This window comes from Enterococcus sp. 3G6_DIV0642 (genome assembly GCF_002140635.1).
In the GTDB taxonomy this organism is placed as follows: Bacteria; Bacillota; Bacilli; order Lactobacillales; family Enterococcaceae; genus Enterococcus_D; species Enterococcus_D casseliflavus.
The window spans coordinates 591,730-616,535 of the sequence record NZ_NGLH01000001.1; the positions used below are offsets into that span (position 1 = coordinate 591,730).

The following is a 24,806-nucleotide window of genomic DNA, read 5'->3' on the forward strand; positions in this document are numbered from 1 at the left end:
TGTAAGTACTAACTCTTCAGAAAGGAGAAGCCTTTTTGTCCACAGCGGAAGCAATCGGGCTAATGATCAGTTTTGGTACATTTACCGCCATGCTGATCTTTGGTATCCTAACCGCAGTGAAAAATGACAAAAAAAAATAACCGTCAACTTTAGCAGGAAAACGGTTATTTTTTAAGTTAATAAACCTGTCGCCGTCTTAAATGGCGCTGCAGAGGGGTTGTGGCCACAACTCCTCTTTACATAGTTAGTATAGCAAGAAGAGAGTGATTTTTCAACTTTAACAAGGATATTTTCAAACAAAATCGATAAGCGACATAGGCAAAACCTTATTCTCAATTGGAATAAGGTGTTCGATGTAGTCATTTTGGAAAAGTGTTCGAACATTTAAAAACGAATGCAATGTTTAAAGAAAAGGGAAGCATGATTATCGAAACTAGCGGCTAATAAGTTCCAGATAAATTCTGGTACATTTATTGCCATGCTGCTCTTTCGTATCCTAGCCACAGTGAAAAATGACAAAAAAATAACCGTCGACTTTAGCAAGGAAACGGTTATTTTTTTACTAATAAAACCCTGTCGCCTTCTTAAAAGGTGCGAAAGAGGAGTTGTGGCAACAGGTTTCTTCTATACAGATCACTATCGATCATATTCGTGAATGCTAATCTACCAGTCGCTCGAGATCGTAGGAAAAACCGTTTTGCTTACTTAGTTCCTTGTAAAACAAGCCGCTTTTCTTTATTGTACGTTTCTGTGTGGCTAAATCTAAAGAAACTAAGCCGTAGCGGTTTTTATATGCATTGATCCATGACCAACAATCAATGAATGTCCATAGATGGTATCCTTTTATATTACAGCCATCTTGAATTGCTTTCCATAAATAGGCGAGATGGTCTTGGATAAATTCAATGCGATAGTCATCAATCACCTGTCCATTTTCATCCATGAACCGTTCTTCATTAGCAACACCCATACCGTTTTCTGAGATAAAGGATTCAATATTTCCGTAGTTATTTTTGATGTCCATACATAAATCATAAATTCCTTTTTCATAGATTTCCCATCCACGATATTCATTCATTCGACGGCCAGGCATAATATGCGGTTCAAAGAACCATTCTGGTAAGAATGGACTTTCTAGATTAACGGCAGAAGTTCTTGCTTTGACACGGCGTGGTTCATAGTAGTTTAGACCAAGTATCTGTGCGGTATTCTCTTCAATAATTTTTAGGTCTGTGTCATTGAAATCAACGGGTAATTGGTCATATTCCTCCAGCAACAAGACTAGTTTTTCTGGAAATACTCCTTTGACCATGGGATCTAAGAAACTACGAGTATAAAAAAGATCCGCAATTTCTGCTGCTTTTTTATCTGCTGAATTTTGGCTTCTTGGGAAAGTCGGACTCAAATTGAGAATTACTCCGATTTTGCTAGATAGCTGGTATTTTTTAAAAGTTTGAATGGCTTTTGCATGGGCTAATATGGTAAAGAACGCTGCTTGAGCACCACGCTTAAAATCAATGAGATTTGGATAGTGAAAATCTTCTAAATAAGAGCCCAAGATTGGCCCCAAAGGTTCGTTAAAGGTGAACCAATGATAAACTAAGTCGCCAAACGCTAGAAAACAGGTATCAGCAAAATTTACATAAGCATCAACAACTTCACGTGATTCCCATCCCCCTTTATCTTGTAATTTTGCGGGCATATCAAAATGATAGAGATTCGCAAAAACTTTGATATTATTATTTTTCATTTCGGTAAAAAGATCTCGATAATAGGCTATCGCTTTCTCGTTTGGTTTACCAACCCCATCATTTGGAAACATTCGTGCCCATGAGATAGACACACGAAATGAATTGTGCCCCGTTTGTTTCATCAATTGAATATCTTCGTGGTAACGATGAATATGGTCTGTCGTAATACTAGGTCCAATTCGTTTATAAAAACGATGAGGTTCTTCGTGAAACCACCGATCCCATACGGTCTCTGCTTTTCCTGTTTCTCCACGCCCTTCAGATTGTTCTGCTGACCAAGCGGAGCCCCACCAAAAGTCATCTGGAAATGTTAACTGAGTTTGTCTTGACATTATCGTTTCCTCCTGTTCGTTTTTAATAGTGTAACATTGCTTTTAGTATAAATAAATACTTTTTATTAAAAATATATATCTTTTCGTGATGGGTATGTTTTTAGCTGTAAAAAGACAATTTTTTATGTTAAAGTATAAGTAATAGAGATGAGTATGAGGGAGTAAGTTATGAAGAAACAGCCAAAATATATGGAGGTTTATACGGAGGTAAAGAAAAAAATTGCCAATGGAACCTATCAAATCGGCGAAAAATTACCTACAGGCGATGAACTTGCGCATGAGTATCAAACAAGTAAGCTCACTGTGAAGAAAGGTATTGATATGCTAGTATCAGAGGGAGTTTTACGAACACGTAGTGGATTCGGAACGGAAGTTCTACGCAGACCAATTGATAATTCGAAAGTGTTTGGACCAAATGAAGGTCTTTTTGATTTAGTAGGGGAAGAACATGTGACTTCTGAAATCCATACGTTCTCAATTGAGTTGCCATCGAATGAAGTGGCAGAAATTTTAGAAATAAATCAAAAAGAGTATGTCTATAATATTATTAGAAGTCGTTTTATTGATGAACAACCGTATTCTATTGAGCAAACGTTTATGCCACTTTCTGTTATACCGGGGTTAGAACCAAAGCATTTGAAACGTTCTGTATATGGCTACATTACAAATGAGCTTGGTCTAGAGATTAAATCTTCCCATATTTGGATCAAAGGTGATGTGGCAAATGACTTCGATGCGGAAATTCTTTCTGTAAAACCAGGCGAGTTTATGATAGAGGTAGACAAAGTGGTGTCATTGTCATCTGGTGTACCGTTTGAATATTCTCTTTCGAGACATTTATACAAAGATTTTATTTTTGAAGCAGTTTTTGTTGAGAAGTGAAGACCAACGAATTTCGTTGGTCTTTTTTTGATTTTTAAAAAAGATATATAATTTTAAATAAAGATATTTACTTTTTTAAAAAGCTGGTGTATGATCATCCCATAAGCAATCGCTTACAACTAAAAAAGGAGACTGATCGGGATTATGAGTAAAAAAGATGCTATTTTTGAAAAGTTCGGAATAATAGCCACAAGGCTAGGGAACCAGATTCATCTTCGAACACTAAGGGATGCTTTCGCCACTTTTATGCCTTTTATGATGTTGGCGGGATTTGTTACATTGATCAACTATGTTATTTTAGAGCCAACAGGATTTATGGGAAATATCATTGATCCAGCAACATTAACGACGATTCAAGAAATCGGGACTTCCATCAGTAATGGAACGCTAAGTATAACGACGCTATTAGTTGTTGCGGCAGTTTCTTATCATATGTGTGTTAGCAGAAATTATACAAATCATATTGCTGCTGTTCTAGTCGCTATTTCCACGTTTATTGTTCTCACCCCTATGATGACGATGTTTACACCAGAAGGAAGTCAAGAAGCGCTGGAGGTAGGTGGGGTTATTCCTGTCACTCATACTGGCGCGTCAGGAATGTTCGTTGGAATTTTTGTGGGCTTAGCTGCTACGGAACTCTTTATTAAGTTATCAAATAACAAAAAGTTACAAATTCAGTTGTCAGGAAATATCCCACCAGCTGTGTTGAAGTCATTTAACGTCCTTATTCCAATCATGATTACCGTGACTACCTTCGCAATTGGTTCATTTGCTGTCAATCAATTATTCAATATGGATGTTAATTCGTTGATTACTACTCTAATCACTGGACCTTTAAGTAAGGTAACGACAGGTTTACCAGGGTTCCTCTTAATTACCTCAATTGCAAATCTATTTTTCGGGTTTGGAATTCATCAAGCAGTGATATCAGGTTCACTTCTCGATCCGTTCTTAATTCAAAATATGCAAGAGAATATGGCTGCTTATGCGAATAGGGAAGATATTCCACATATCATAAACATGGCATTTAAAGATACGTTTGCTGTTATGGGAGGATCAGGAAATACTATTGCTTTGCTAATTGCTATTTTTATCTTTAGTCGTCGTAAAGACTACAAAGACTTTGCAAAATTATCCGTAACTCCTGCACTATTTAATATCAGTGAACCGATCATTTTTGGTTTACCAATTGTTTTCAATATTAGTTTGATTATTCCATTTGTATTGGCGCCGATTTTTTCCCTAACAGTTGCGTATTTTGCAACAGCTGTTGGTTTAATCAATCATGTTGTCGTGCAGATACCTTGGACCACTCCTCCTGTCATATCTGGATTTTTAGCAACTGGTGGCGATTGGCGAGCATCAGTCTTGCAAATTGCGATCATTGCTGTGAGTGTTTTTATCTACTTACCATTTTTACGTATCGATGAAAAAGTTACCTCAACAATAGGGAATGAAGAGGCAAATGATTGAGAAGAGGAAACTTCACAAGATTTTTTGAAGTCTTCTCAAACCAAAGGTAAGAGAAACAAATAAATTGAACAAATCTATATATCAAAAAGAGACCACATAGATACATGTGAGTCTCTTTTTTTTGTGGGAATATCGATCGGTGAACTTGTGAATAGAGGGAAAGAATTACCTGAAGAATTTTTTTTTACAAATCTATTGAGTTTCCATTCTATTTCTCACGGTTTTCGCTAACTTTTCAATAATGTACATTGCCGGTATCTGTGTTGTAATATCAGCTTCATTAATTTTTTCTAGCGAAATATTATAGGTTATTGTAATATCAGCTAATTTAGAAAGTGTTGAATTAGAGCTGCTGGTAATTCCTATTACTGAGCTTTCTGATAGATTCAAATGATTTAAATATTGAATGATTTCTGTGGTCTCGCCCGAAACGGATAAAGCGACGATACACATTTTTTTTGCTAACTCAGTGGATAGGTAATTAATAGGGTAATTACTAGGATCTTCAATGCGAATCGCCATGTTAAATAGTGACGAGAAATAAAGAGAACCATATTCAGCAACAACATTTGAGGAGCCTACGCCAATAAAAATAATCAGCTCTTTTTCCATCAATAAGTGAACTGCCTCATCAAATTTATCTTCAAAGAATTTGTCTTGTGTCCGTGCTAAAAAATTCAAGAGTTCACTCTCAAAATCAAGTGTTTTTACCTCTTTTTCTTCTTTAAGAGATTCGAGATACGCACTGAGGTAAATTTTAAATTCAGAAAAACCGGTACAGCGAAATTTTTTACAAAAGCGTAGTACGCTGGCAGTACTCGTATGACTTTTCTCAGCTAATTCACGAATACTCATGGAAGCAACTGCATTTACGTCTGAAATTATTGCTTTATATACTTCAATATCCGTTTCATTTAAGTCTGGTTGATAGTCAAGAAACAACATAGTAATCCCCTCCTGTTACAAATTGTAACAGGATTGTAACCGGTGTCAATCGCTTGCTTTTGTAACCGTTTACTTAAAGGCGGTATTTATGGAGATAAAAATAATCTATACTGACCATGTAGTTAAGTTAAAGGAGTGTTTCAGGATGGATAAAGGAATAAAAATTGCAACAATTGGCGGTGGATCAAGTTATACACCAGAATTGATAGAAGGATTTATTAAACGATATGCTGAATTACCGATTTCAGAATTATGGCTTGTGGATATTGAAAAAGGAAGAGAGAAATTAGAAATTGTTGGGGAACTTGCTAAACGTATGGTAAAAAAAGCGGAACTTCCAATGAAAATTTATATGACTCTTGATCGTGAAGCGGCATTAAAGGATGCGGACTTCGTTACGACCCAATTTCGTGTAGGTCTTTTGGAAGCGCGAGCGAAAGACGAGAGAATCCCTTTAACATATGACACGATTGGACAAGAAACGAATGGTCCAGGAGGGCTTTTTAAAGGATTACGCACGATTCCCGTTATCTTAGAAATAGTGAAAGACATGGAGCGTCTTTGCCCAGAAGCATGGCTGATCAACTTTACTAATCCAGCTGGCATGGTGACAGAAGCTGTCTTACGCCATAGCAATATGCGTAGAGTAGTAGGTTTGTGTAATGGACCAATTGGAATAGAACGTGGCATTGCAGAAACATTAAAAGTACCCAAAGAAGAATTATATGTTGAATTTACTGGACTAAATCATATGGTTTTTGCGAAAAAGATTTATCATAAAGGGATTGATGTGACCCAAAAAGTACTTACATTGATGACGCAAGATGCTGGTGATGCAGTTGGTCTGAAAAACATTGCTGATTTAGAATGGGAACCAGATTTTTTCCGAACACTTGGCATGATTCCCATCGGCTATTTAAGGTATTACTATCAAACAGCCACTATGTTGTCTGAGCAAAAACAATCAGCAGAAAAAGAAGGAACTCGTGCAGAAGTTGTGCAGAAAATCGAACATGAATTGTTTGAACTTTATAAAGATGAACATCTAGCAATCAAACCACCTCAATTATCAGAACGTGGGGGTGCTTATTATAGTGAAGCAGCATGTAATTTAATTAATTCCATCTATAATGACAAACGTGATATTCAAACGGTCAATACAAGAAATAATGGAGCCATCAGCGATATCGATTGTGATTCAGCGGTTGAAGTAAATTGTTTGATTACAAAACAAGGACCGATCCCTTTGACTACAGGTGAATTACCTATTCCTATCAAAGGGCTAGTTCAACAAATTAAGTCTTTTGAACGTATAGCGGCCCAAGCAGCTGTTACGGGAGACTATAACACTGCTTTATTAGCGATGACGATCAATCCCTTAGTTCCAAGTGATAGGACAGCAAAGCAACTACTTGATGAAATGCTTTTGGCACACAAAGAATATCTGCCGAATTTTTTTAAAGGAGAATGACAATGAATATAAAATACTATGTTGAGGCAAATTACCAGGAAGTCAGTAAGATCTGTGCAAAACTCATTTTAGATGTCTTGAAAGAAAAGCCAAATGGGTTATATTGCTTTGCAGGTGGTGATACACCCGTAGGAACGCTTAACATCATTGCAGAAGCAGCAATCAATAAAGAAATAGATTTATCCCAGGCAAAGTTTATTGAACTAGATGAATGGGTTGGAATCGATCCGAAAAATGAAGGCAGTTGTATATCCTATTTGAAAAGAAACTTATTCAATCGGGTTCCTATTGACCTAAAGCAACTTCACACATTTGATCCTTTAGCCGATGATTTAAATGAGGAATGCAAAAAAGCTGATAAATTTATCGAGGAGAATGGAGGGTTAACACTGAGTTTGCTTGGGGTTGGAGTAAATGGTCACTTAGGTTTTAATGAGCCTGGTTCGTCCTTCGAAGATAAAGCTCATATAGTGAACTTAGACGAATCAACCCAAAGTGTTGGGAAAAAATATTTTTCAGACGAGAAAGTTGATCGTACGAAAGGAATTACGTTAGGGATAGGACAATTATTACAATCTGGAACAATGATCGTACAAGCTAGTGGAGCAAAAAAGAAATCTGCGATACAACAATTTCTAAGCGGTACGATTACAAAAGAGTGTCCTGTTACTTCTCTATGGTTGCACAAAGATCCTGTATTGGTGGTTGATAAGGAAGTCGTGAACTAAAAGGAGGAAAAAAGATGCAGGTCATTGAGAACAAGATATTGCCTATATTGCTGAAAATAGGCAATAGTAAACACTTAGTTGCTATAAGAAATGGGATTTCCATGACGATTCCTTTTACTATTGTTGGAAGTATCTTCCTAATCATTGGTAACTTTCCAATACAGTCATGGATGGATTTTGTGTCAAATTGGGGGCCGCAGTTGAATGCACCAGTCAATGTTACGTTCGGAATCCTTGGACTGATATCTGCAATTGGCATAGGCTATCATTTAGGAAAAGAGTTTGGTGTTGATGCTATTTCTAATTCGATGCTCACAACTATCGGCTTTCTTCTAGCAACATTAAACGATGACTGGACGATAAATTTGGCTAATTTTGGTGCTAGTGGTATGTTTACCGCGATCATTGTTGGGGTATTTGTCACTCATGCTTTTAAATGGTTTGTCACTCATAATATTGTAATAAAAATGCCAGAAGGTGTGCCGCCCACTGTAGCAACTTCTTTTGCAACGTTAATCCCAGGAGCATTTATTCTGACCGTTATATGGATCGTCAGAACTTTATTAGGGGTTGATATCAATGAAATCATTACTATTGTTTTCCAACCTTTAATGCAAGGGATGGGAACACTCCCAGGCATGCTGCTATACACACTTCTCGTTTGTTTGCTATGGATATGTGGAATCCACGGAGACAATGTTTTGTCTGGAATTGCGACCCCTGTTTTCCTAAGTTATCTTGCTGATAATACGGCAGCTTTTCAAAGTGGTGTAGAAGTTCCTCATGTTTTTGCCGATGGATTTTGGATTGTCTTTATGTGTTTAGGCGGAACTGGAGCAACACTAGGTCTAGTGTTAAATATGCTCCATTCCAGAAGTAAGATGTATAAGTCGATTGGACGATTATCATTGCCGTCAGCTATTTTTTGTATCAATGAACCGGTTATTTTTGGTTTGCCTATTGTGATGAATCCTGTAATGCTTATTCCCTTTATAGCAACGCCTATGGTCCTATGTATCGGTACGTATATCCTAATGAATATTGGTATAGTAGGACCGATTGTTATTCAAGTTCCATGGACTATTCCTCCTATTATTGGTCCTTATTTAGCTACTAATGGTAGTATTGGAGCAGCTGTTTGGTCTGTTGTATCAATTGCTATCTCATATTTTATTTATATGCCATTTTTCAAAATATTGGAAAAGCAGCAAGTAAAAAACGAAGCCGCAAAGACACAGGAAACGGAAACAACGATTCCTGTTAGTATAAGTGAGTAGATAGAAAAAGCTTATTTTCCATCATTCATTAAGATAAGTCTTTTAGGTATCAGAAAATAACTTTAAAAAAGTATATTGGAAAAATGACGATTGCTTTTAATGATTCTGATAGTTTCAATAATAAAACAACAAATAGCATCAGTATCTAAGCGAATCAGTAAATGATTCGCTTTTTTTAATGTTGTATTTTTTATCCATTTGTTTCTATCAACAAAACCTTCTCGGATACTATATTGGATGTTATGGTAATCCTTGAAATCACCTCTTCGGTCCATCGTTAAAAAAAAACGAAGTTTCAGTTGTACCGAGAAATGATGGCGATTTCATTTTGTGCAAGCTATAGTTTAGGTGGGGGTAGCAAATATGATTCATTTCAAATTGACGTATCTGTTTTCAGAACCAAATGTTGAGGCGTTTCTTGATTTGACGAAGTGGAGGGATGAGGAATTTTTGGCGGAGATTGCCAAAATCAATCAAATCACTGAACAGCGGTTGAATCAACGAATCATGATTCATGAGGGAGAAGTTTTGATTCCTTCACTGATTCAACGAAAATGGCCGGAAATTCTTTTCGATGTCCAGAAGAATACGTTGTTTTTTTCGGAAGAAGAGCGGCGGTCCATGATTTATCTTCTGACTTTTTCAGCAGTGAAAGATTTATCCGTCTATCAGTTTCAAGAGCTGTTCTATGTCAGTAAAAATACGATTTTGAAGGATGTAAAGGGGATCAGAGAGGAACTTGCAGCTTTCAAGATTCAACTATTGTACTCTCGAAAATATGGCTTTTATCTAGAGGGAGAGGAATATCAGATTCGCGCTCTTGCCTTTCGAAAGGTCAGCACGTTATCCAATACGAAAAACGGGAACTTGCTCTTATTTGAGGGAATCTATGAGCAGGATAAAACGATCTATGTTCAAATCAGAGATCGTTTGTCCGCAACACTGACTGATTTCAATCTGGTGATCGTTCCGAGTCGCTTCGAAGAAATGCTTTATTTTCTTAATTATCTATCCTTTCGGATGGCAGAAACGGCTGTTTCTTTAGCGGAGACAGAAATACCGCTGCTCCAGTCGCTGCATGTCCATCAAGTCAGTCAGCAGTTTTTAGCAGAATTTCCTGACATCAAAGATCGGAAAACAGAAGAACTTTATGTAACGATCCTGTTGAAAACGATTCTGCAAGGAGATATCGAAGATACTTCATTAGAGTTTTTATTGGAATGTGCCAGTAAGATCATTCATGAAATGGAACGGCTGGCAGCTATCGAGTTTGTGGACTATCGCACCCTTTTGATGAACACATTCTATCATCTTGTCCCAGCGTATTTTCGAATCCGCTACGGTTTTCCACTGGAGAATGTACTGATTGAAGAAATCAAGCTGCAATACAATGAGTTGTTTGAACTGACGAGACGAGCACTGGGTTCTTTAGAAGACCTAGTCGGCACGATCCCTGATGAAGAAATCGGTTATTTTACGATTTTGTTTGGTGGAGAAATCAGTAAACAAAAGGCCAAACGTGATTACTTCCAACTGAATGCATTAGTCGTTTGTCCCAGTGGCATCAGTTCATCCTTGATTTTGGAATCAGAATTAAAGGAACTGTTTCCCCAGATCCATTTTTTGCCGGCTCGTTCGATCGAAGAGTATGAAAATGTTCGGTTTAATGAAGAGATTGATCTGATTTTTTCCAGTGCGTCGATCAAAACCAAACGACCCTGTTATGTGATCAATCCGATTATGACACCCATTGAGAAGGATGAACTGGTTAAAAACGTACAAGCGGCATTTTTCCCTTCAAAAACTGGATTGCATTCCATTGACGATGTGTTAGAAGTGATTTTGCCCTATGTTGATTTAAAAGCAGGAATCAGTAAGCAAAAGCTGAGAAAAATTTTGCAAAGAAAAATCAATCGAGAATTGAATAGAAGGGAAGACCAACGTCCGATGTTATCAGATTTATTAACAGCAGAAACCATCCAATTTACCGAGGTGCCGCTGACTTGGCAAGAAGCCATTCGAGAAGCTGCTGCGCCATTAAAAAAGACCAATAAAATTGAGGAGCAGTATATTACCGCCATGATCAATAAAGTGGTGGATCACGGTCCTTTTATCCATATTGGAAAAGGCATCGCTTTGCCTCATGCACGTCCAGAAGATGGGGTCAATGCCATCGGGATGTCGTTATTAAAAGTCAAAGAACCAGTGCTTTTGAATGATGATCCGCAACACCCCATTCACGTGTTTATATGTTTGGCGGCGGTTGACAATGAACTCCATCTAAAAGCGTTAGCGAGTTTAACTAAAATTTTGTCGAATAATGAAAAACTAACTGCGTTACTTTCCGCAACCAATGCGGATCAAATAATTGAAGTGATTAGAGAAGGAGAAGATGAAAAATGAAATTTGCAGCAGTGTGTGGGTCAGGATTAGGATCAAGTTTTATGGTGGAGATGAATATCAATTCTGTTTTAAATGAACTGGGTGTCTCAGGCGTGGAAGTGTCCCATTATGATTTAGGAAGTGCTGCACCCGATATGGCGGATGTTTTCTTCGTTGGCGGCGATTTAGCCGATAGTGCGCAGCATCTAGGTGAGATCGTAGTTTTAGACAGTATTATCGATCTCGATGAATTGAAGCAAAAGGTTCAAGCCGTTTGTCAGGAAAAAGGATTACTATAAAAAGGAGTAGACAGTCATGAACGAATTTTTAGATATTCTTGTTGATATCGCGAGTACCCCAGCGATCTTAGTTGCGCTGATCGCCGTTTTGGGTAATGTGCTGCAGAAAAAAGACATTGCCACGATCGTCAAAGGGGGGATCAAAACCTTTGTTGGGTTTCTCGTGGTCACTGCCGGGGCTGGGGTGATCGAAAGCTCTCTGGCGCCATTTGGGGAGATGTTCCAAGCAGCCTTTAACATGCAAGGGGTCGTACCGAATAACGAAGCGATCGTTGCGTTAGCGTTGACGACTTACGGCACCTATACCGCACTTATTATGTTAGCAGGAATGGCCTTCAATATTTTGATTGCCCGTATCACTCGCTTTAAATACATTTATTTGACTGGGCATGCCACGTTGTATATGGCTTGCATGATTGCGGTGATTTTGAGCGTTACTGGAATGAACACCTTTAATCTAGTTTTATTTGGCGGCTTAGCGTTAGGGATCTGTAACACGATTTTTCCAGCGATCGCACAGCCGTTTACCCGAGAAATTACCAAAAATGATTCCGTCGCATTAGGGCATACGGGAAACTTCGGCTACGCATTGAGCGGGTTGATTGGGAAATACGTCGGCAATAAGGAAAAATCTACCGAAGACATCAATTTTCCGAAAGGCCTGTCTTTCTTGCGGGATTCTACTGTTAGTATCACGATTACGATGGCGGTTGTATACGTGATCGTAGCAATTTTTGCTGGGAGTGAATTTATTACGGAAAATCTTAGCAATGGCACGAACTCGATCATTTATTCGTTGCAGCAAGCAGGTTCGTTTGCCGCTGGTGTCTTTGTGATTTTAGCTGGTGTCCGTTTGATTTTGGCAGAAATCGTACCAGCCTTTAAAGGGATTTCTGAAAAGCTTGTTCCTAATGCGATTCCTGCATTGGATTGTCCAATCGTCTTTCCTTATGCGCCAAATGCTGTTCTGATTGGTTTTCTAACCAGTTTTGTCGGTGGGATCGTTAGTTTGATCATCATGGTCTTCACAGGAACAACCGTTATTATTCCAGGGGTCGTACCCCATTTCTTCTGTGGCGCAACGGCAGGTGTTTACGGCAATGCAACGGGTGGTGTGCGAGGCGCCGTCATTGGGTCCTTTATTCATGGGATCATTATCAGCTTTATGCCGATCTTGTTGATGCCAGTCATGGGGGATCTTGGGTTCCAAGGATCAACTTTCTCTGATACCGACTATGGGGTTGCAGGGATCTTCCTAGGAAACCTAGCCAATATGGGCGGTCAAATCGCCATCTTCTCAGGGATAATTGCGGTAGTCGCGGTCTTGATCGGATTGACGATTTTCAAGAAAAACAGTCGGGCAAAATCTGTTTCTGAATAAATAGAGGATGGAGGGATAAATAGTGGCAATCAGTGAACAAAAATACCACGAGCTTGAAGAATTAGCGGCAAAGATTCGTTTAGATACCCTTTGCAGCATCAAGAAAATGGGACAAGGCCATCTGGGCGGCTCCTTTTCAATTGTTGAATTATTGGCCGTTTTGTACGGCAAACAGCTGCGAATCAATCCACAAGATCCACAGTGGGCGGATCGTGACCGACTCGTCTTGTCAAAAGGGCATGCTGGCGCCGCCTTGTATAGTGCATTAGCAAATACGGGCTATTTTGATCGGTCGTGGTTATGGACGATCAATGAGGGCGGCACGAGACTGCCTTCCCATCCGGATCGCTGGAAAACGCCAGGGGTTGATGCCACCACAGGTTCACTGGGGCAGGGAACTTCCATGGCTGCTGGGATCGCGACAGGCCTGCGCTTGGCAGGCAAGGACAATTTTGTTTATTTGATCGTTGGAGATGGTGAACTAAATGAAGGACAGTGCTGGGAAGCCTTCCAATACATTGCCCACTTTAAACTGAATCACTGTATCGTCATTATTGATGACAACAAAAAACAGCTAGATGGGCCAACCAAAGACATTCTTGATCCCTTTGATATCCAGCAGAAGATGACTGCTTTTGGCTTTTATACAGAAAAAGTTCCAGGGGCAGACATGCAAGCCATTGATGAGGCAATCGAGCGCTGCAAAGCAATCGAAGACCAAGCGGTTTGCATTGTCTTGGACAGCGTGAAAGGACAAGGCGTTCCTTTCTTTGAAGAACTAGATGCCAATCACTCCGTGAAGTTTATCACGGATGAGATCAATCAAGCGGCAGAAGCGGCAATCAAAGAATTGACGATAAAAATCGAAGGAGGACGCTAAGGCATGTTTACATTAAGCAAAACCACTGCTGCTGGTAAAGAGCTGCGAACTTGTGTCGTTGACACATTGGTGGAACTCATGGATGAAAATAACCAGCTAGTTGCGTTAGATGCCGACCTTGGTTCTGCCAGCGGCTGGACAGCGATTGCCAACAAACATCCCCAACGCTTTATCAACATGGGGATCGCGGAAGCCAATATGGTTGGTGTCGCGGCTGGCTTGAGTTTAACTGGTTATACACCTTTTATCCACACCTTTGGGCCATTTGCAACGCGTCGGGTATTCGATCAGCTGTTTATTTCTGGCGGCTATGGCGGCAATACGATCAATATTTACGGTTCTGATCCAGGGTTTGCAGTCGGGCACAACGGCGGCACCCATACGACATGGGAAGATGTGGCTTTGATGCGAATGATTCCCCAATCGATCGTCTGCGATGCAGCGGATGAAGTCCAAATGGCGTGGATCATAAAAACCTTTAGCCAATTATCAGGCATTCATTACGTACGAGGCAATCGGAAAGCGGTTCCGATGATTTATGAAAAAGGCTCGACCTTTGAACTAGGAAAAGGCAATATTTTAAGACCAGGCGATGAACTGTTGTTGATTGCTAGCGGACAATTGGTTTCTGAAACACTGCAAGTGGCAGAAGAATTAGCAGAAATAGGAATTAGCTGCGAAGTGATCGACATGTTTACCATCAAACCAATCGATAAAGAATTGATCCTCCGCGAAGTTCAGGGGAAACGGCAAGTCATCACCATCGAAAATCATTCTATTACCGGTGGACTAGGAAGTGCCGTCGCCGAAGTGCTTGCTGAAACAGGCAGTGCTGTCCCCTTAAAACGTATTGGTGTCAACGAACGATTCGGTCAAGTCGGCACACCCGATTTCCTGCAAAAAGAATATGGCTTAGATGCTGCTTCAATCAAGCAGCAAATAGTCGAGGGGAAGGTCAAGGGATAGAAAAAGGAAGCATCAGCGAATCAATGGTTGATGCTTCCTTTTCATTCCTTTCAGATCTTGTAAAAAAAGCGTCAAACAGCGTGTCAGTCCTGCTGTTTGACGCTTTTTTATGAACTAAGACAAAAACCAGCGCCGTAAGTTTTCTGCTTCGGTTAATGGAAAATAGAACAGCTTACTTTCGGTGAGAGTATCTTCGGTTTTGATGGTTAGCTGTGACTTGCCAAGCCCTCTTTTGTGCTGCCAATGCGTGGTGGTGACAGTGAAATCTTGGATTTTATTTTTCTTCAGATAAGCGGTCACCTTCGTAAGACCGCGGATCGTTTGGCACAACAATACGTGGTTATCTAAAAATTGATAGCCTTGTATTTTGCCTCGCCAGATGCTTGATAACACGAAGGAGCCAAAGAACACGAAGAAAATCAGCGCTAACCACCAGAAAAAGAAGGCAGAGATTCCTACAGCAAGCAGTCCGATCAGCAGCGGCCAACGGCAGAAGTACCAAAAGTTGGGTCGTGGATTTTTCACTAGAGCGGTTTGTTGAAACGACCATTCGGGTAAAAAGCGGGTCAATGTTTCGGTCAGCTGCGCCTCTTTCAAAATGGGGAACAGATAGACCGTATCATCGCTTTCTGACGAACTGCCAGCAGCCAGCAGTAATTTGACGGAGCTTAGATGAAAGATTCTTCGATAAAGGTTTTGTTCGACACTCAGCCCTTGGATCCTAGCGAGGGGAATCGTTTGGTGTCGTTTAGAAAACAAGCCCTGCGTGATCAGCAGCTGTTGTTGGTTCGTTTCCACCGTAAAGCCATAATAACGGAAAAGATTTCTGGCGATCGCAAGGAAGAAAAACAAAATCAGCAGCCCGAGTAAAATTGCAGCACCTAATAAAAGGCCAAGTTGCTGCAATTCCGATGCATAGGCAAAGAGATTGGGAATGTTGTCGATCACGTTGTAGCCGATGACTAGAACCAAGGTGAAAACAGAAAAATCAGTGAGAGAAAACAAGAAAATCTCCTTGAATTTCAAAGTGAATGTTTCTAGCGGCGGCTTGGCTGACTTCTCAGCTGAAAACGCAGCGTAATCGTCGGTTGGTTCTTCTCTACTAGTTGTTTGGGCAGTCGGCTGTTGTGGTGTCGCAGCCGCCTTTTTTGACGCTTCGATAGAGGCAATGAGAGCCAGCGGCAATGCGGGGAAAAGAATTTCGGCTTCGCCACTCGAACTTGCGGCGCTTTCCAACTTCACTTCAGCTAGTTTAAACGGACGTAAATAAAAGTAATGATTCTCTTGAATCGTTTGGATGCGTTCAAATGGCAAAATCGTTTGTTTTTGGATAAAGAGTCCTTTGTTGACTAGTACACTCGTTTGATCGATTTGAAAGGTAAAGCGGACGTAAGACAGTACCGCAAAAATCAGACAGACCAGTAAAAATAGCAGAATGCCGCCCAGAATCATCGGAAAAGAAGGGGCGTCGTTGAATAATTTGAATACAAGCAGAAATGCTAGTACCAGAAAATTTTTGCAATTTTTGAACCAATAAAGACCGATACACAGCAACGGCAGTCGTTGTTTTTCATAGATCATCTTTGACCACCTCGACTAAATTCATGATGGTTTCTCGCAAGCGTTCGGCTTGTGCCACTGGCAAGCCTTCAATGGTGTGGTTGGTGGCAGCCGTATGGATCTGTAAGGAGACTAAAGCGTATTTTCGCAAAAAGATCCCTTGGTCCGTTTCGATGTGCTGGATTCGACGGATCGGAATATACGTGGTGCTGCGAAATAGATAGCCACGTTGAATAGCGATATCCTTTTCTTGGATCTCGTAGCGATGGAATTTGTAACGGTAGTTCATTAGCACAAAAGAAAGCAGATGGCTGATCAAAGTCAGCGCCAATAAGCTTGACCAAAGGGCGAACACCCAGAAATGAAGCCAGTTTTGCATGGATAAAAACCAAAAAGAAGCAGCGAAAAGTAAACTGAAAATGATTAGTGAAGTAATTGTCCGCAACCGCCAAACACGGATGATGGTCTGAGGCATTTGTTCATTTAATAAGGGATAATCCAAGGGAAACGTCCTCTCTATAAAAAAATGTCTAATAAGTATAAATATAATGGTGCAGTGTAAGAAAAACAAGAGGCAAGGGAGAATTCAGAAAGGACAGCTGGCTCGATTGCGAAAAGATATGTGAGAAATCTTCTTATAAAACAAGGAAGAACTGTCGTCTAATAACCTAAAAAAAAAACCGTCTTAGATGACGGTCCTAGGGGGATCACATTCAGATGCTTTCGTTTAAAACAACCAATCATTGGTTAAAAAAACTTGGATTACAGTGATCGCTTAGAAATACCTTATGAGTAAAACGAGAAATTCTCTCTTTATCTCAGTCTTTATTTATCGAATAGTACGAACGATTTTTTCGGACTTCATTGAAAATGAAGAGAACAAAAAGCAAGGTAAGGAGGGCACATACTATCCTAATTATTGACGAATCACCGATTTCTTCAAGCAGCAGGTAGAGCACAAGACCCAAAGACAAAACATAAACACCTGTCCAAAAGGTGCATTTGCTCATTGATTTTGAGATTGCCTGACTATCTGCTTGTGCTTTTTGGTTTTCAGTCAAATCATTGTATCCAGCTATCAAGAAGCCCCATTTTTGTTTGCGAAACTGAACACTACACAAAAAGCATCCGAGAGCAAATGCAACGACCAAAAGATAAATCAACCAATACAAGTTTCCTCACTCCTTTCTTATCGTTCAAGAACGATCGTTAGGTTTCGTGTTTCAACATCAGTTAATCAGCTAAACGTCGAACCATCGTAATATCTGTTTCCAAATAGCCCATTTTTTTGTATAGCTGATACGCAGACTGATTATGGGCAAAAACGTGCAAGCCGATTTCGGTGATGCCTTGCTGGATCGCCCACTTTTCCAAAGCCTGTAACGCTTTGGTGCCATAGCCTTTTCCTCGCTGGTCTTCCTCGATGATAAAGTCATAGATGAAGGCTTTCTGGGCAGCTGTGTTGACCCAAATCACCCCGATCGGTTCATTAAAATCAGCTGCAAATAAAGAAAACAAGTGATTGTTTTCGGTGGCAGTCCCTTGAGGAAGTAAAGAAGCAAAGCTTTCTTTGGCTAGAGCGAGGGCCTCGTCTTTGGCCCATGTGCCTGCTTGGACTTTGTCATTGGCGTATTTGAAAACTGCATTGGTTAAGTAGGCAGCATAGTCGCTGTCTTTCATTGGGATTAAGTTCATCTATTTCTCCTTTTGTCCTTTTCGGCTCTTCTTACCCTACAGAATGATTGTAGGAAATGAGAAACAAGGACATTTGATATGAAACGGTTTGTTTCCCCTTCAGCTGAGGCGCTCTGGCAGCGGGTCTCGTCGTTGAAACAAAAACAGGTCATCCGGGGCAAACTGGTGGCGTGCATCGCAAGTATAGCCTCGTAGCCAGTCAACCCCATCGATGCGGCGAACGTAGAATCCTTTGGGGAAATCGTCGGTTTTTTCCAAAGGCACAGAAGCGATCGTGATTGCGGCAGCTGGCGCTTTTCCTTGGGATTTCAGTCCGGTACTATTTGCCAGTTGGCGATAGCTAAGACGAAAGTGTAAGGCCATTTCCAGGGTACAACAAGTCAATCCATAAGAAGGCGCAGCTGCAAAAATCTCCGTCAAAGAGCCGCCTTGGGGGAGTCCCAGTTCTTTAAGGGGAACAATCACACAAGCAGCACGCTGTTTATCGGTACTGAAGGAGAGCTGGGGATGGCGCAAGAGCTGGTTAGCATACGCGTTTAAGTGAATCTGATTTTCTTCCAACTGCTGGCAAAGGCGGTTTAGCGAAACCCCGCCATACTGTACGATCACTTCCTTCAAATCAAACACTCCTTTCAATAGGGATCCTTTTCTTAAAAAAATCAATTCGCACCCTCGTTCTCAGACAAATTGGCATAAATCGCAGCAACTTCTTCTTGGTAACGATTCTTTAGTCGAGGGGGACTTAAAATGCGTAGGCTTTTTCCAAAAGAGAACAAATAGGGCACTACCCAGCTTTCCTCGGGCAAATCAACGGTAACGACAGCAGTGCCTTCCTCCGTCAAAGTAATATCCTGATGATCGAACTCATCATATACCCGATAAAGAACGTCGGCTTGAAAGAATAGACGCGCAGGATAGGTGTCAACAGTCAACTCAATGGCAGAATCAGGCGCAGTGACTGGGAAAAAATGCTGGTCAGTGACGTGGACTTGACTCATGCGGCTGATTTTAAATGTCCGAAAGGCATTCTTTTGCTGGTCGAAGGCTTGCAGATACCAAGCTTGCGAGCGAAAAAGCAGTTTATAAGGCTGGCAGATGCGTTTTTGCAGTCCCTGTTTACTGACATAGTCAAAGGTGATCACGTGGTTTGTTAAAATACTCTTTTTTAATAAATTAAACGTGTCGTTGCCGTTTTCTCGCCGATGCCAAGTGGAAAAATCCACTTCTAGCCAATCAGCATCGGGCTGTTTAAACAAGGATTGCAGTTTTGCCAGCGATTGCCCACTGATCTGTGGCGTCAGCTGGCGAATCCCTTTCAACGCCAAAAGCAGGTTTTTCCGTTCTTCCTCTGATAATAACACTTTATCCAACACAAAACTGCTTAACAAATAAACGCCGCCATTTCGACCCGTTTCGGTATAGATGGGCACGCCAATACTGCTTAGGGTATTGATATCTCTGGTGATGGTGCGAGTCGAGACTTCAAATTGTTTGGCTAATTCAGAAGTGGTTGCTTTTTCATGATTCAACAGGTGGTAGATAAGGCCGAACAGGCGTGTCGTGCTCACTGGGGTTACTCCTTTTATAAAAAGATGATAAAACACTGACAGAAGGTGTCTAGGTTTCTATCGTATCATAAAGACAAAGAAGGAGGAACTCCAATGAAATTTTCGATAATGGCAACGGAAAGAACCAATAATTTTACTGATCCAGCGATTCAAGCAAAAATCACTGGCTTATGGGAGAAAAACAGCGAGGCGGTCAAGAAAGCCGCAGAAAAAGGAATGGTCATCGCTTGCGTTTACCACGAGTATGAGTCAAACTATCAAGGAGACTATGCCGTTTCGCTTTGTTTCGAAGAAACGGAGCAAGCAGACTTTGATACAGAAAAATATACTTGGAAAAAGTATCCGATCGATCGGCGCGATGCGCAGGGCATTTTGACTACTTGGCGTCAAATCTGGTCTGAGGAAGAAAACCAGCAGCTGCAGCGCAAGTATTCCTTTGATTTTGAACAATATGCGCCAGACGGCGAAGTAACGATTTTTATCGCCATTGCTGAAAGCGACAAAGAGCAGCTATTTTCCTGAATAGGAGGACAAACAATGAGACAGTATGAAAGCAAAGTAGCGCTGATCCAAGAGATCACAGAACGTTACCAAAAATTTCGCCAAGAATTTGATGAAATTCCTGAAGCCCTGCGAAATCAACGGATAGCAAGTGTCGACAAGACCCCTTCAGAAAACTTGTCTTACCAAATCGGCTGGGTCAGTTTGTTATTGTCATGGGAAGCACAGGAACAGCAAGGGATGAGCGTTCACACACCTGCTGAAGGGTACAAATGGAACAACCTTGGCGGATTGTATCAATCTTTTTATCAGACATACGGCAGTTTGACCTTAGCACAGCAACAAGAGCTTTTAGACCAAAAGGTGACGGCCCTTTGCCAGTGGATCGAAAGCTTATCCGATCAGGAACTGTTTGAAGCAGGGCAGCGGGATTGGGCAACCACCAAAGCACAGTGGCCAGCCTATAAATGGATCCATATCAATACAGTAGCACCCTTTACCAATTTCCGAACGAAAATCCGAAAATGGAAAAAGGAAGCACTGCATTGATCAATAAAAGAAGCAAGCTGGTTGAGCGTTTTTTAGCAACTGAGGGAACAGCTGACTTAAAGAATTGTTAAACAGTTGATCTGTGAAGATCAGCTGTTTTTTTGTTTTGTGTCATCGCAAGAAACCACCTGGAAAGTCTATGATAGCTTATTGTCTAGTCGGTTCAGGTTAAGAAATAAACTGTTATTTTAAGTACTAAAGTGACGCGAAGGTGACAAAAATGAAACGCCAATTCGTAAAAGGGTATGCTATATTTTAAACAGTACTTGTTTTTTTACAGAAAAAAAGCGGGGAGTCGATGGCGTATCTTACGCAATCGACGCCAATTGTTTTTATAGAAAAAACACAAAACCATTCCCAAGTCTGATGCAAGTTTGCTGAATATTCAGCAAAATAAAAGTAAATGACTAAGAATAGAAAGGGTGAGGATCATCGAAAACAACCAAACCATTGGCTTGACGTCAGGAGAAGTCAAGGCGCGGGTGCAGCGCGGTCAAGTCAATAAGACAAAAAAGGATACGACGAATACGTACCCGAAAATCCTTTTTACCAATATCTTTACCTTTTTCAATTTGATCAACTGTGTCCTATTCTTTCTCGTCTGTTTGACGGGTTCTTATCAAAACGGCTTGTTCGTTTTTGTTGTCTTCAGCAATGTGATCATCAATCTCTTTCAAGAAGTTCGTTCCAAACGAACGCTGGATAAGCTGGCATTGCTAAAAGTTGCCAAAGCCGATGTTTATCGGGATGGCAAGCTGGAGAATTTGCCGATCCACAAACTCGTAATGGATGATGTGTTACGACTGAAAAGCGGGGATCAAGTGCCGACGGATGCCAAAGTCATTCAAGGGTCTTTAGAAGTCAATGAATCCTTGCTGACTGGTGAAATGGATACGATCTACAAGCAGCCAGCAGACGAGTTGTTTTCTGGCAGTTTTATCACTGCTGGCGAAGCGTTATGCCAAGTGATCCACGTAGGCGCTGACAACTATATCGCAAAAATCAACAAAGAAGCCAAAACCATCAAACGACAAAAATACTTGATCCAAGGCAGTTTAAACAAAATCATTCGTTGGATCAGCCTGATTTTGGTCCCATTATGCACCCTCTTGTTCGTTAAACAGTTCTATTTTTCTCATGCAACTTTCAACACCGCCATCTTACGGACGGTGGCGGCAGCTGTGGGAATGTTCCCCGAAGGTTTGTTTTTATTGACGAGTGTCACGTTGACCATCAGTGCCGTCTATCTGGCCCGCAAAAAAGTGATGGTGCAAGAATTGAACTGCATTGATGCCTTGGCACGGGTCGATGTTCTTTGCTTAGATAAAACCGGCACGATCACCGAAGGCAAGATGACGGTGGAAAAGACGATTTCCTTTCAATCGGAAACACCGCTGGCAGAAATCACCGGCAACTTAATGGCGCAGCTACCCGATCAGAACCCAACAGCAATGGCGCTGCGGACCTTTTTCCCAGAAAAAACGACGTACCAGATGCAGCAAGTCGTCCCTTTTTCATCAGATCGTAAATTCAGTTGCGTCACGTTTGAAGGACAAGGCACTTATTCCATCGGAGCTGCGTCGATTTTACTGGGAACCAACCATGAAGCTGTCTTAAAACAGGAAAGACAGCTGGCAGAAGAAGGCTACCGAGTGATCGTTTTGGCTCACAGTACGCAAGGCTATGAGGAGGCAGGACTGCCGACGGATATTGAACCGCTGGGCTTTTATTTACTGTCAGACACGATTCGTGAAGATGCCAAGGAAACCTTGGAGTATTTTCGTTCACAGGCAATCCAATGCAAGATCATCTCTGGCGATGATCCAGTGACAGTCAGTCAAATCGCGAAAAAAGTCAATCTACCAGGGGCTGCTGATTTTATCGATGTGTCAAAATTAACTGCGACCGAATTAAAAGAAGCTGTCAGCAACTATCAGATTTTTGGTCGAGTGACGCCGCAACAAAAGAAAGAAATGGTGCTCTACTTGAAAGAACAAGGGCATACCGTCGCAATGACTGGCGATGGCGTCAACGATGTTTTGGCGCTGAAAGAAGCCGACTGCTCGATCGCAATGGCTTCTGGTGTTGATGCTGCGCGTCAAGTGTCAAATCTGGTGCTTTTGGAAAATCAATTTGATGCTTTGCCATCGGTCATGGATGAAGGCCGCCGAGTGATCAATAACATTACCCGCTCAGGTTCATTGGTGCTAGTGCAAGTCTTATTCTCCATCATGATCACCATGGGGACGTTGTTATCAGGAACGACCTATCCTTTTGAGCCGATCCAATTAACGATCATCAATGCCTGCTTTGTGGGCATTCCGACTTTCTTTTTGAACTTTGAACCAGACTTCAATCGGATCAAAGGGGACTTTATGACAACGATTTTCAAAAATGCTTTTCCAACAGCCTTGACGATTACGGTAGGAACTCTGCTGATCATCAACTTTGGTTATTGGTTCAACAGCAGCAGTAAAGCTCTATCGATCATGAGCATTATTTTTACTGCTTGGAACTATCGCTTGATCCAGAAAAAAGTCTATCCAGCGATCAACAGCTATCGAACGATGATTTTTTTCAGCACTCAGATCTTGTACTTTGCTGCTTTGATCGTCGGTCGCGACCTCTTTAACCTAGGCAATACCAGCTATCTCAACCTCATTCTCTTGATTGCCTTGTTGAATTTTTCCGCCTACATGCAACGCTTTGCGGATAAGGGCATCGAGCTGCTGATGCGAAGATATACGAAGAAACGTAAAAGTTTATCAAAAGAAATGATTCAGTAAATAATAGAAAAACTGATTGCTTAAGCAGCGTTTGCAGCCTGCTAGGCAGTCAGTTTTTGATTTTAAATAAATTTCTTTTCAAGGAGTCTAACTAAGTCTTGCTATGAAACTCGTTTCATACCGTACAATCAACCAAGGGACCTTTTCAGAAAATTGTCGAAAGTGGAACAACTAATTTTCTATGGTAGACTTAGGTCATTAGCAAAACAATCAGATAGGAATGAAAGAAATGGCAACGATTCGCGATATAGCAAAAATTACTGGTTTTTCGATCACGACGGTCTCTCGTGTGATCAATGGCCATCCTTATGTTGATGAGCAAAAGCGAGCAGCGATTTTGGCGGTGATGGAAGAACTGGATTACAAACCGAATAAAATCGCCCAAAAACTTAGCTCGGGGAAAACCTATAATATTGGAGTCATCGTACCGTTTGTCAATCACGCCTTCTTTGATGGAATTTTAAATGGCATCATGGAAGAAGCCTTTGCCCAAAAATACAAGGTGACGTTGCTTCCGACCAATTTTGATCGGAAGCTGGAGCTAGAATATCTAGAAGAATTCGCTGCAAAGGGATTTGACGGCTTGATCGTCATCACCCGCGCAAATCATATCGAGACATTTTATCCCTACATGGAAAAAGGACCGATTGTTTTTTGTGAAAATTCGACCGGTACTGCCGTTCCTTTCGTTGCGATCGACTTGGTCGGCTCTGTGACAGCCAGTATCAATTATTTGAAAGAACAAGGTGTAAAACGCTTGGGACTGACGCTAGGGCGCAGCAAACGCCTCAGCTGCAATTCAGTCAACACGATCGCAAAAGCCAAGGAGCTGTTTCCTAATTTTTCTGAAGCAGATATTTATTGGGATTGTATCAAAGCACAAGATGGGATTTCCGCAGCTGCATTTTTTAAGGAACGAGGAATCGATGGGGTGATCACAAATGGGGACGAGATCGCAGCGATGATCTTAAATCAATACCCTCACGGAACAGCACCCGTCGTGATTGGGCAAGAAAACCTGCTCATCAGTCAAATGCTGCACTTTTCTTCCGTTGAGTTTCATCTGGATCAGTGCGGCAAAGAAGCCTTTCGCTTGTTTCAAGAAAGAAAACAAGAGCAGATCATTCTGCCTTACGAACTTATTATTCGTGAATAATCATTGTTATAAAAAGAACACACCTTTTTGTCGAGAGGTGTGTTTTTGCCTGCTTATTAAAGGGGAATTGTAGAGACAAAATAAAAAAATAAAGAAAAAATTTATTTTGAAAGCTTGCTTTTCACAGAGTAAAGGGCTACCATTGGTCTGTGGCTTTTTCGCCACAAAAATAGGAAACGTATCAGACAAGAGTACTTGGGGAAGATTCTCTTGGGGGAAGCCTG

The 24,806-nt window shown here is 41.0% G+C and carries 23 protein-coding genes; 15 read left to right on the forward strand and 8 right to left on the reverse strand.

The features are described from left to right. Positions 1-35: 35 nt before the first annotated feature. Positions 36-140, forward strand: coding sequence for a putative holin-like toxin (locus tag A5878_RS02870; RefSeq protein WP_086294545.1), 105 nt, complete (start codon positions 36-38; stop codon positions 138-140). Between the two features lie 518 nt (positions 141-658). Here the strand turns inward: A5878_RS02870 and A5878_RS02880 are convergent. Then, positions 659-2,083: a glycoside hydrolase family 1 protein gene (locus A5878_RS02880; protein WP_086294546.1), complete on the reverse strand. Its 1,425-nt coding sequence runs from the start codon at positions 2,081-2,083 to the stop codon at positions 659-661. Between the two features lie 168 nt (positions 2,084-2,251). Between A5878_RS02880 and A5878_RS02885 the strand changes: the two genes are divergently transcribed. Then, positions 2,252-2,965: a GntR family transcriptional regulator gene (locus tag A5878_RS02885; RefSeq protein ID WP_005227520.1), complete on the forward strand. Its 714-nt coding sequence runs from the start codon at positions 2,252-2,254 to the stop codon at positions 2,963-2,965. A 144-nt stretch (positions 2,966-3,109) separates the two neighbouring features. Beyond that, the gene (locus A5878_RS02890; protein WP_086294547.1) at positions 3,110-4,438 is read left to right on the forward strand and encodes a PTS sugar transporter subunit IIC; all 1,329 of its coding nucleotides are present in this window, start codon (positions 3,110-3,112) and stop codon (positions 4,436-4,438) included. Between the two features lie 192 nt (positions 4,439-4,630). Here A5878_RS02890 and A5878_RS02895 read toward each other — a convergent pair whose 3' ends face one another. Beyond that, positions 4,631-5,383: a MurR/RpiR family transcriptional regulator gene (locus tag A5878_RS02895; protein ID WP_086294548.1), complete on the reverse strand. Its 753-nt coding sequence runs from the start codon at positions 5,381-5,383 to the stop codon at positions 4,631-4,633. A 145-nt stretch (positions 5,384-5,528) separates the two neighbouring features. On the opposite strand from A5878_RS02895, the gene A5878_RS02900 reads away from it, so the two are divergent. The 8 genes from A5878_RS02900 to A5878_RS02940 all read left to right on the forward strand — a co-directional run bounded on the left by A5878_RS02900 (position 5,529) and on the right by A5878_RS02940 (position 14,767). Further along, positions 5,529-6,854 carry a 6-phospho-beta-glucosidase gene (locus A5878_RS02900; RefSeq protein ID WP_086294549.1) on the forward strand — a complete coding sequence of 442 codons (1,326 nt, stop codon included), beginning with the start codon at positions 5,529-5,531 and terminating at the stop codon, positions 6,852-6,854. Positions 6,855-6,856: 2 nt separating this feature from the next. Beyond that, positions 6,857-7,582 carry a glucosamine-6-phosphate deaminase gene (locus tag A5878_RS02905; RefSeq protein WP_086294550.1) on the forward strand — a complete coding sequence of 242 codons (726 nt, stop codon included), beginning with the start codon at positions 6,857-6,859 and terminating at the stop codon, positions 7,580-7,582. 14 nt (positions 7,583-7,596) lie between these two features. Then, positions 7,597-8,859, forward strand: coding sequence for a PTS sugar transporter subunit IIC (locus tag A5878_RS02910; protein ID WP_086294551.1), 1,263 nt, complete (start codon positions 7,597-7,599; stop codon positions 8,857-8,859). 363 nt (positions 8,860-9,222) lie between these two features. Further along, positions 9,223-11,262, forward strand: coding sequence for a BglG family transcription antiterminator (locus A5878_RS02920; RefSeq protein ID WP_086294552.1), 2,040 nt, complete (start codon positions 9,223-9,225; stop codon positions 11,260-11,262). Beyond that, entirely contained in the window at positions 11,259-11,540 is a 282-nt protein-coding gene (locus tag A5878_RS02925; protein ID WP_005227537.1) for a PTS sugar transporter subunit IIB, read from the forward strand. The genes A5878_RS02920 and A5878_RS02925 overlap by 4 nt, the downstream gene beginning before the upstream one ends. A gap of 16 nt (positions 11,541-11,556) precedes the next feature. Continuing rightward, entirely contained in the window at positions 11,557-12,921 is a 1,365-nt protein-coding gene (locus A5878_RS02930; RefSeq protein WP_005232062.1) for a PTS ascorbate transporter subunit IIC, read from the forward strand. Positions 12,922-12,943: 22 nt separating this feature from the next. Further along, complete coding sequence (locus A5878_RS02935) at positions 12,944-13,801, forward strand: transketolase (protein ID WP_086294553.1); 858 nt, start codon at positions 12,944-12,946, stop codon at positions 13,799-13,801. Between the two features lie 3 nt (positions 13,802-13,804). Beyond that, positions 13,805-14,767, forward strand: a complete 963-nt coding sequence (locus A5878_RS02940; RefSeq protein WP_086294554.1) for a transketolase family protein — start codon at positions 13,805-13,807, stop codon at positions 14,765-14,767. Between the two features lie 114 nt (positions 14,768-14,881). Here the strand turns inward: A5878_RS02940 and A5878_RS02945 are convergent, their stop codons facing one another. The 6 genes from A5878_RS02945 to A5878_RS02970 form a co-directional block, all read right to left on the reverse strand. Beyond that, the gene (locus A5878_RS02945) at positions 14,882-16,348 is read right to left on the reverse strand and encodes a PH domain-containing protein (RefSeq protein WP_086294555.1); all 1,467 of its coding nucleotides are present in this window, start codon (positions 16,346-16,348) and stop codon (positions 14,882-14,884) included. Further along, positions 16,338-16,829: a PH domain-containing protein gene (locus A5878_RS02950; protein WP_086294556.1), complete on the reverse strand. Its 492-nt coding sequence runs from the start codon at positions 16,827-16,829 to the stop codon at positions 16,338-16,340. The genes A5878_RS02945 and A5878_RS02950 overlap by 11 nt, the downstream gene beginning before the upstream one ends. A gap of 316 nt (positions 16,830-17,145) precedes the next feature. Beyond that, positions 17,146-17,499 carry a DUF3784 domain-containing protein gene (locus A5878_RS02955; protein WP_086294557.1) on the reverse strand — a complete coding sequence of 118 codons (354 nt, stop codon included), beginning with the start codon at positions 17,497-17,499 and terminating at the stop codon, positions 17,146-17,148. 61 nt (positions 17,500-17,560) lie between these two features. Beyond that, positions 17,561-18,022, reverse strand: a complete 462-nt coding sequence (locus tag A5878_RS02960; RefSeq protein ID WP_086294558.1) for a GNAT family N-acetyltransferase — start codon at positions 18,020-18,022, stop codon at positions 17,561-17,563. 99 nt (positions 18,023-18,121) lie between these two features. Then, entirely contained in the window at positions 18,122-18,640 is a 519-nt protein-coding gene (locus A5878_RS02965; RefSeq protein WP_306297920.1) for a helicase, read from the reverse strand. 41 nt (positions 18,641-18,681) lie between these two features. Next, positions 18,682-19,590 carry a YafY family protein gene (locus A5878_RS02970; RefSeq protein WP_086294560.1) on the reverse strand — a complete coding sequence of 303 codons (909 nt, stop codon included), beginning with the start codon at positions 19,588-19,590 and terminating at the stop codon, positions 18,682-18,684. Between the two features lie 93 nt (positions 19,591-19,683). On the opposite strand from A5878_RS02970, the gene A5878_RS02975 reads away from it, so the two are divergent. From A5878_RS02975 to A5878_RS02990, 4 genes are all read left to right on the forward strand, one after another. Beyond that, the gene (locus tag A5878_RS02975) at positions 19,684-20,112 is read left to right on the forward strand and encodes an effector binding domain-containing protein (protein ID WP_086294561.1); all 429 of its coding nucleotides are present in this window, start codon (positions 19,684-19,686) and stop codon (positions 20,110-20,112) included. Between the two features lie 15 nt (positions 20,113-20,127). Continuing rightward, positions 20,128-20,640 (forward strand): ClbS/DfsB family four-helix bundle protein, encoded by a 513-nt coding sequence (locus A5878_RS02980; protein ID WP_086294562.1) that lies wholly within the window; start codon positions 20,128-20,130, stop codon positions 20,638-20,640. A 422-nt stretch (positions 20,641-21,062) separates the two neighbouring features. Further along, complete coding sequence (locus A5878_RS02985) at positions 21,063-23,426, forward strand: HAD-IC family P-type ATPase (RefSeq protein WP_086294563.1); 2,364 nt, start codon at positions 21,063-21,065, stop codon at positions 23,424-23,426. 229 nt (positions 23,427-23,655) lie between these two features. Continuing rightward, positions 23,656-24,582, forward strand: coding sequence for a LacI family DNA-binding transcriptional regulator (locus tag A5878_RS02990; protein WP_167827340.1), 927 nt, complete (start codon positions 23,656-23,658; stop codon positions 24,580-24,582). The last annotated feature ends 224 nt before the right edge of the window (positions 24,583-24,806 follow it).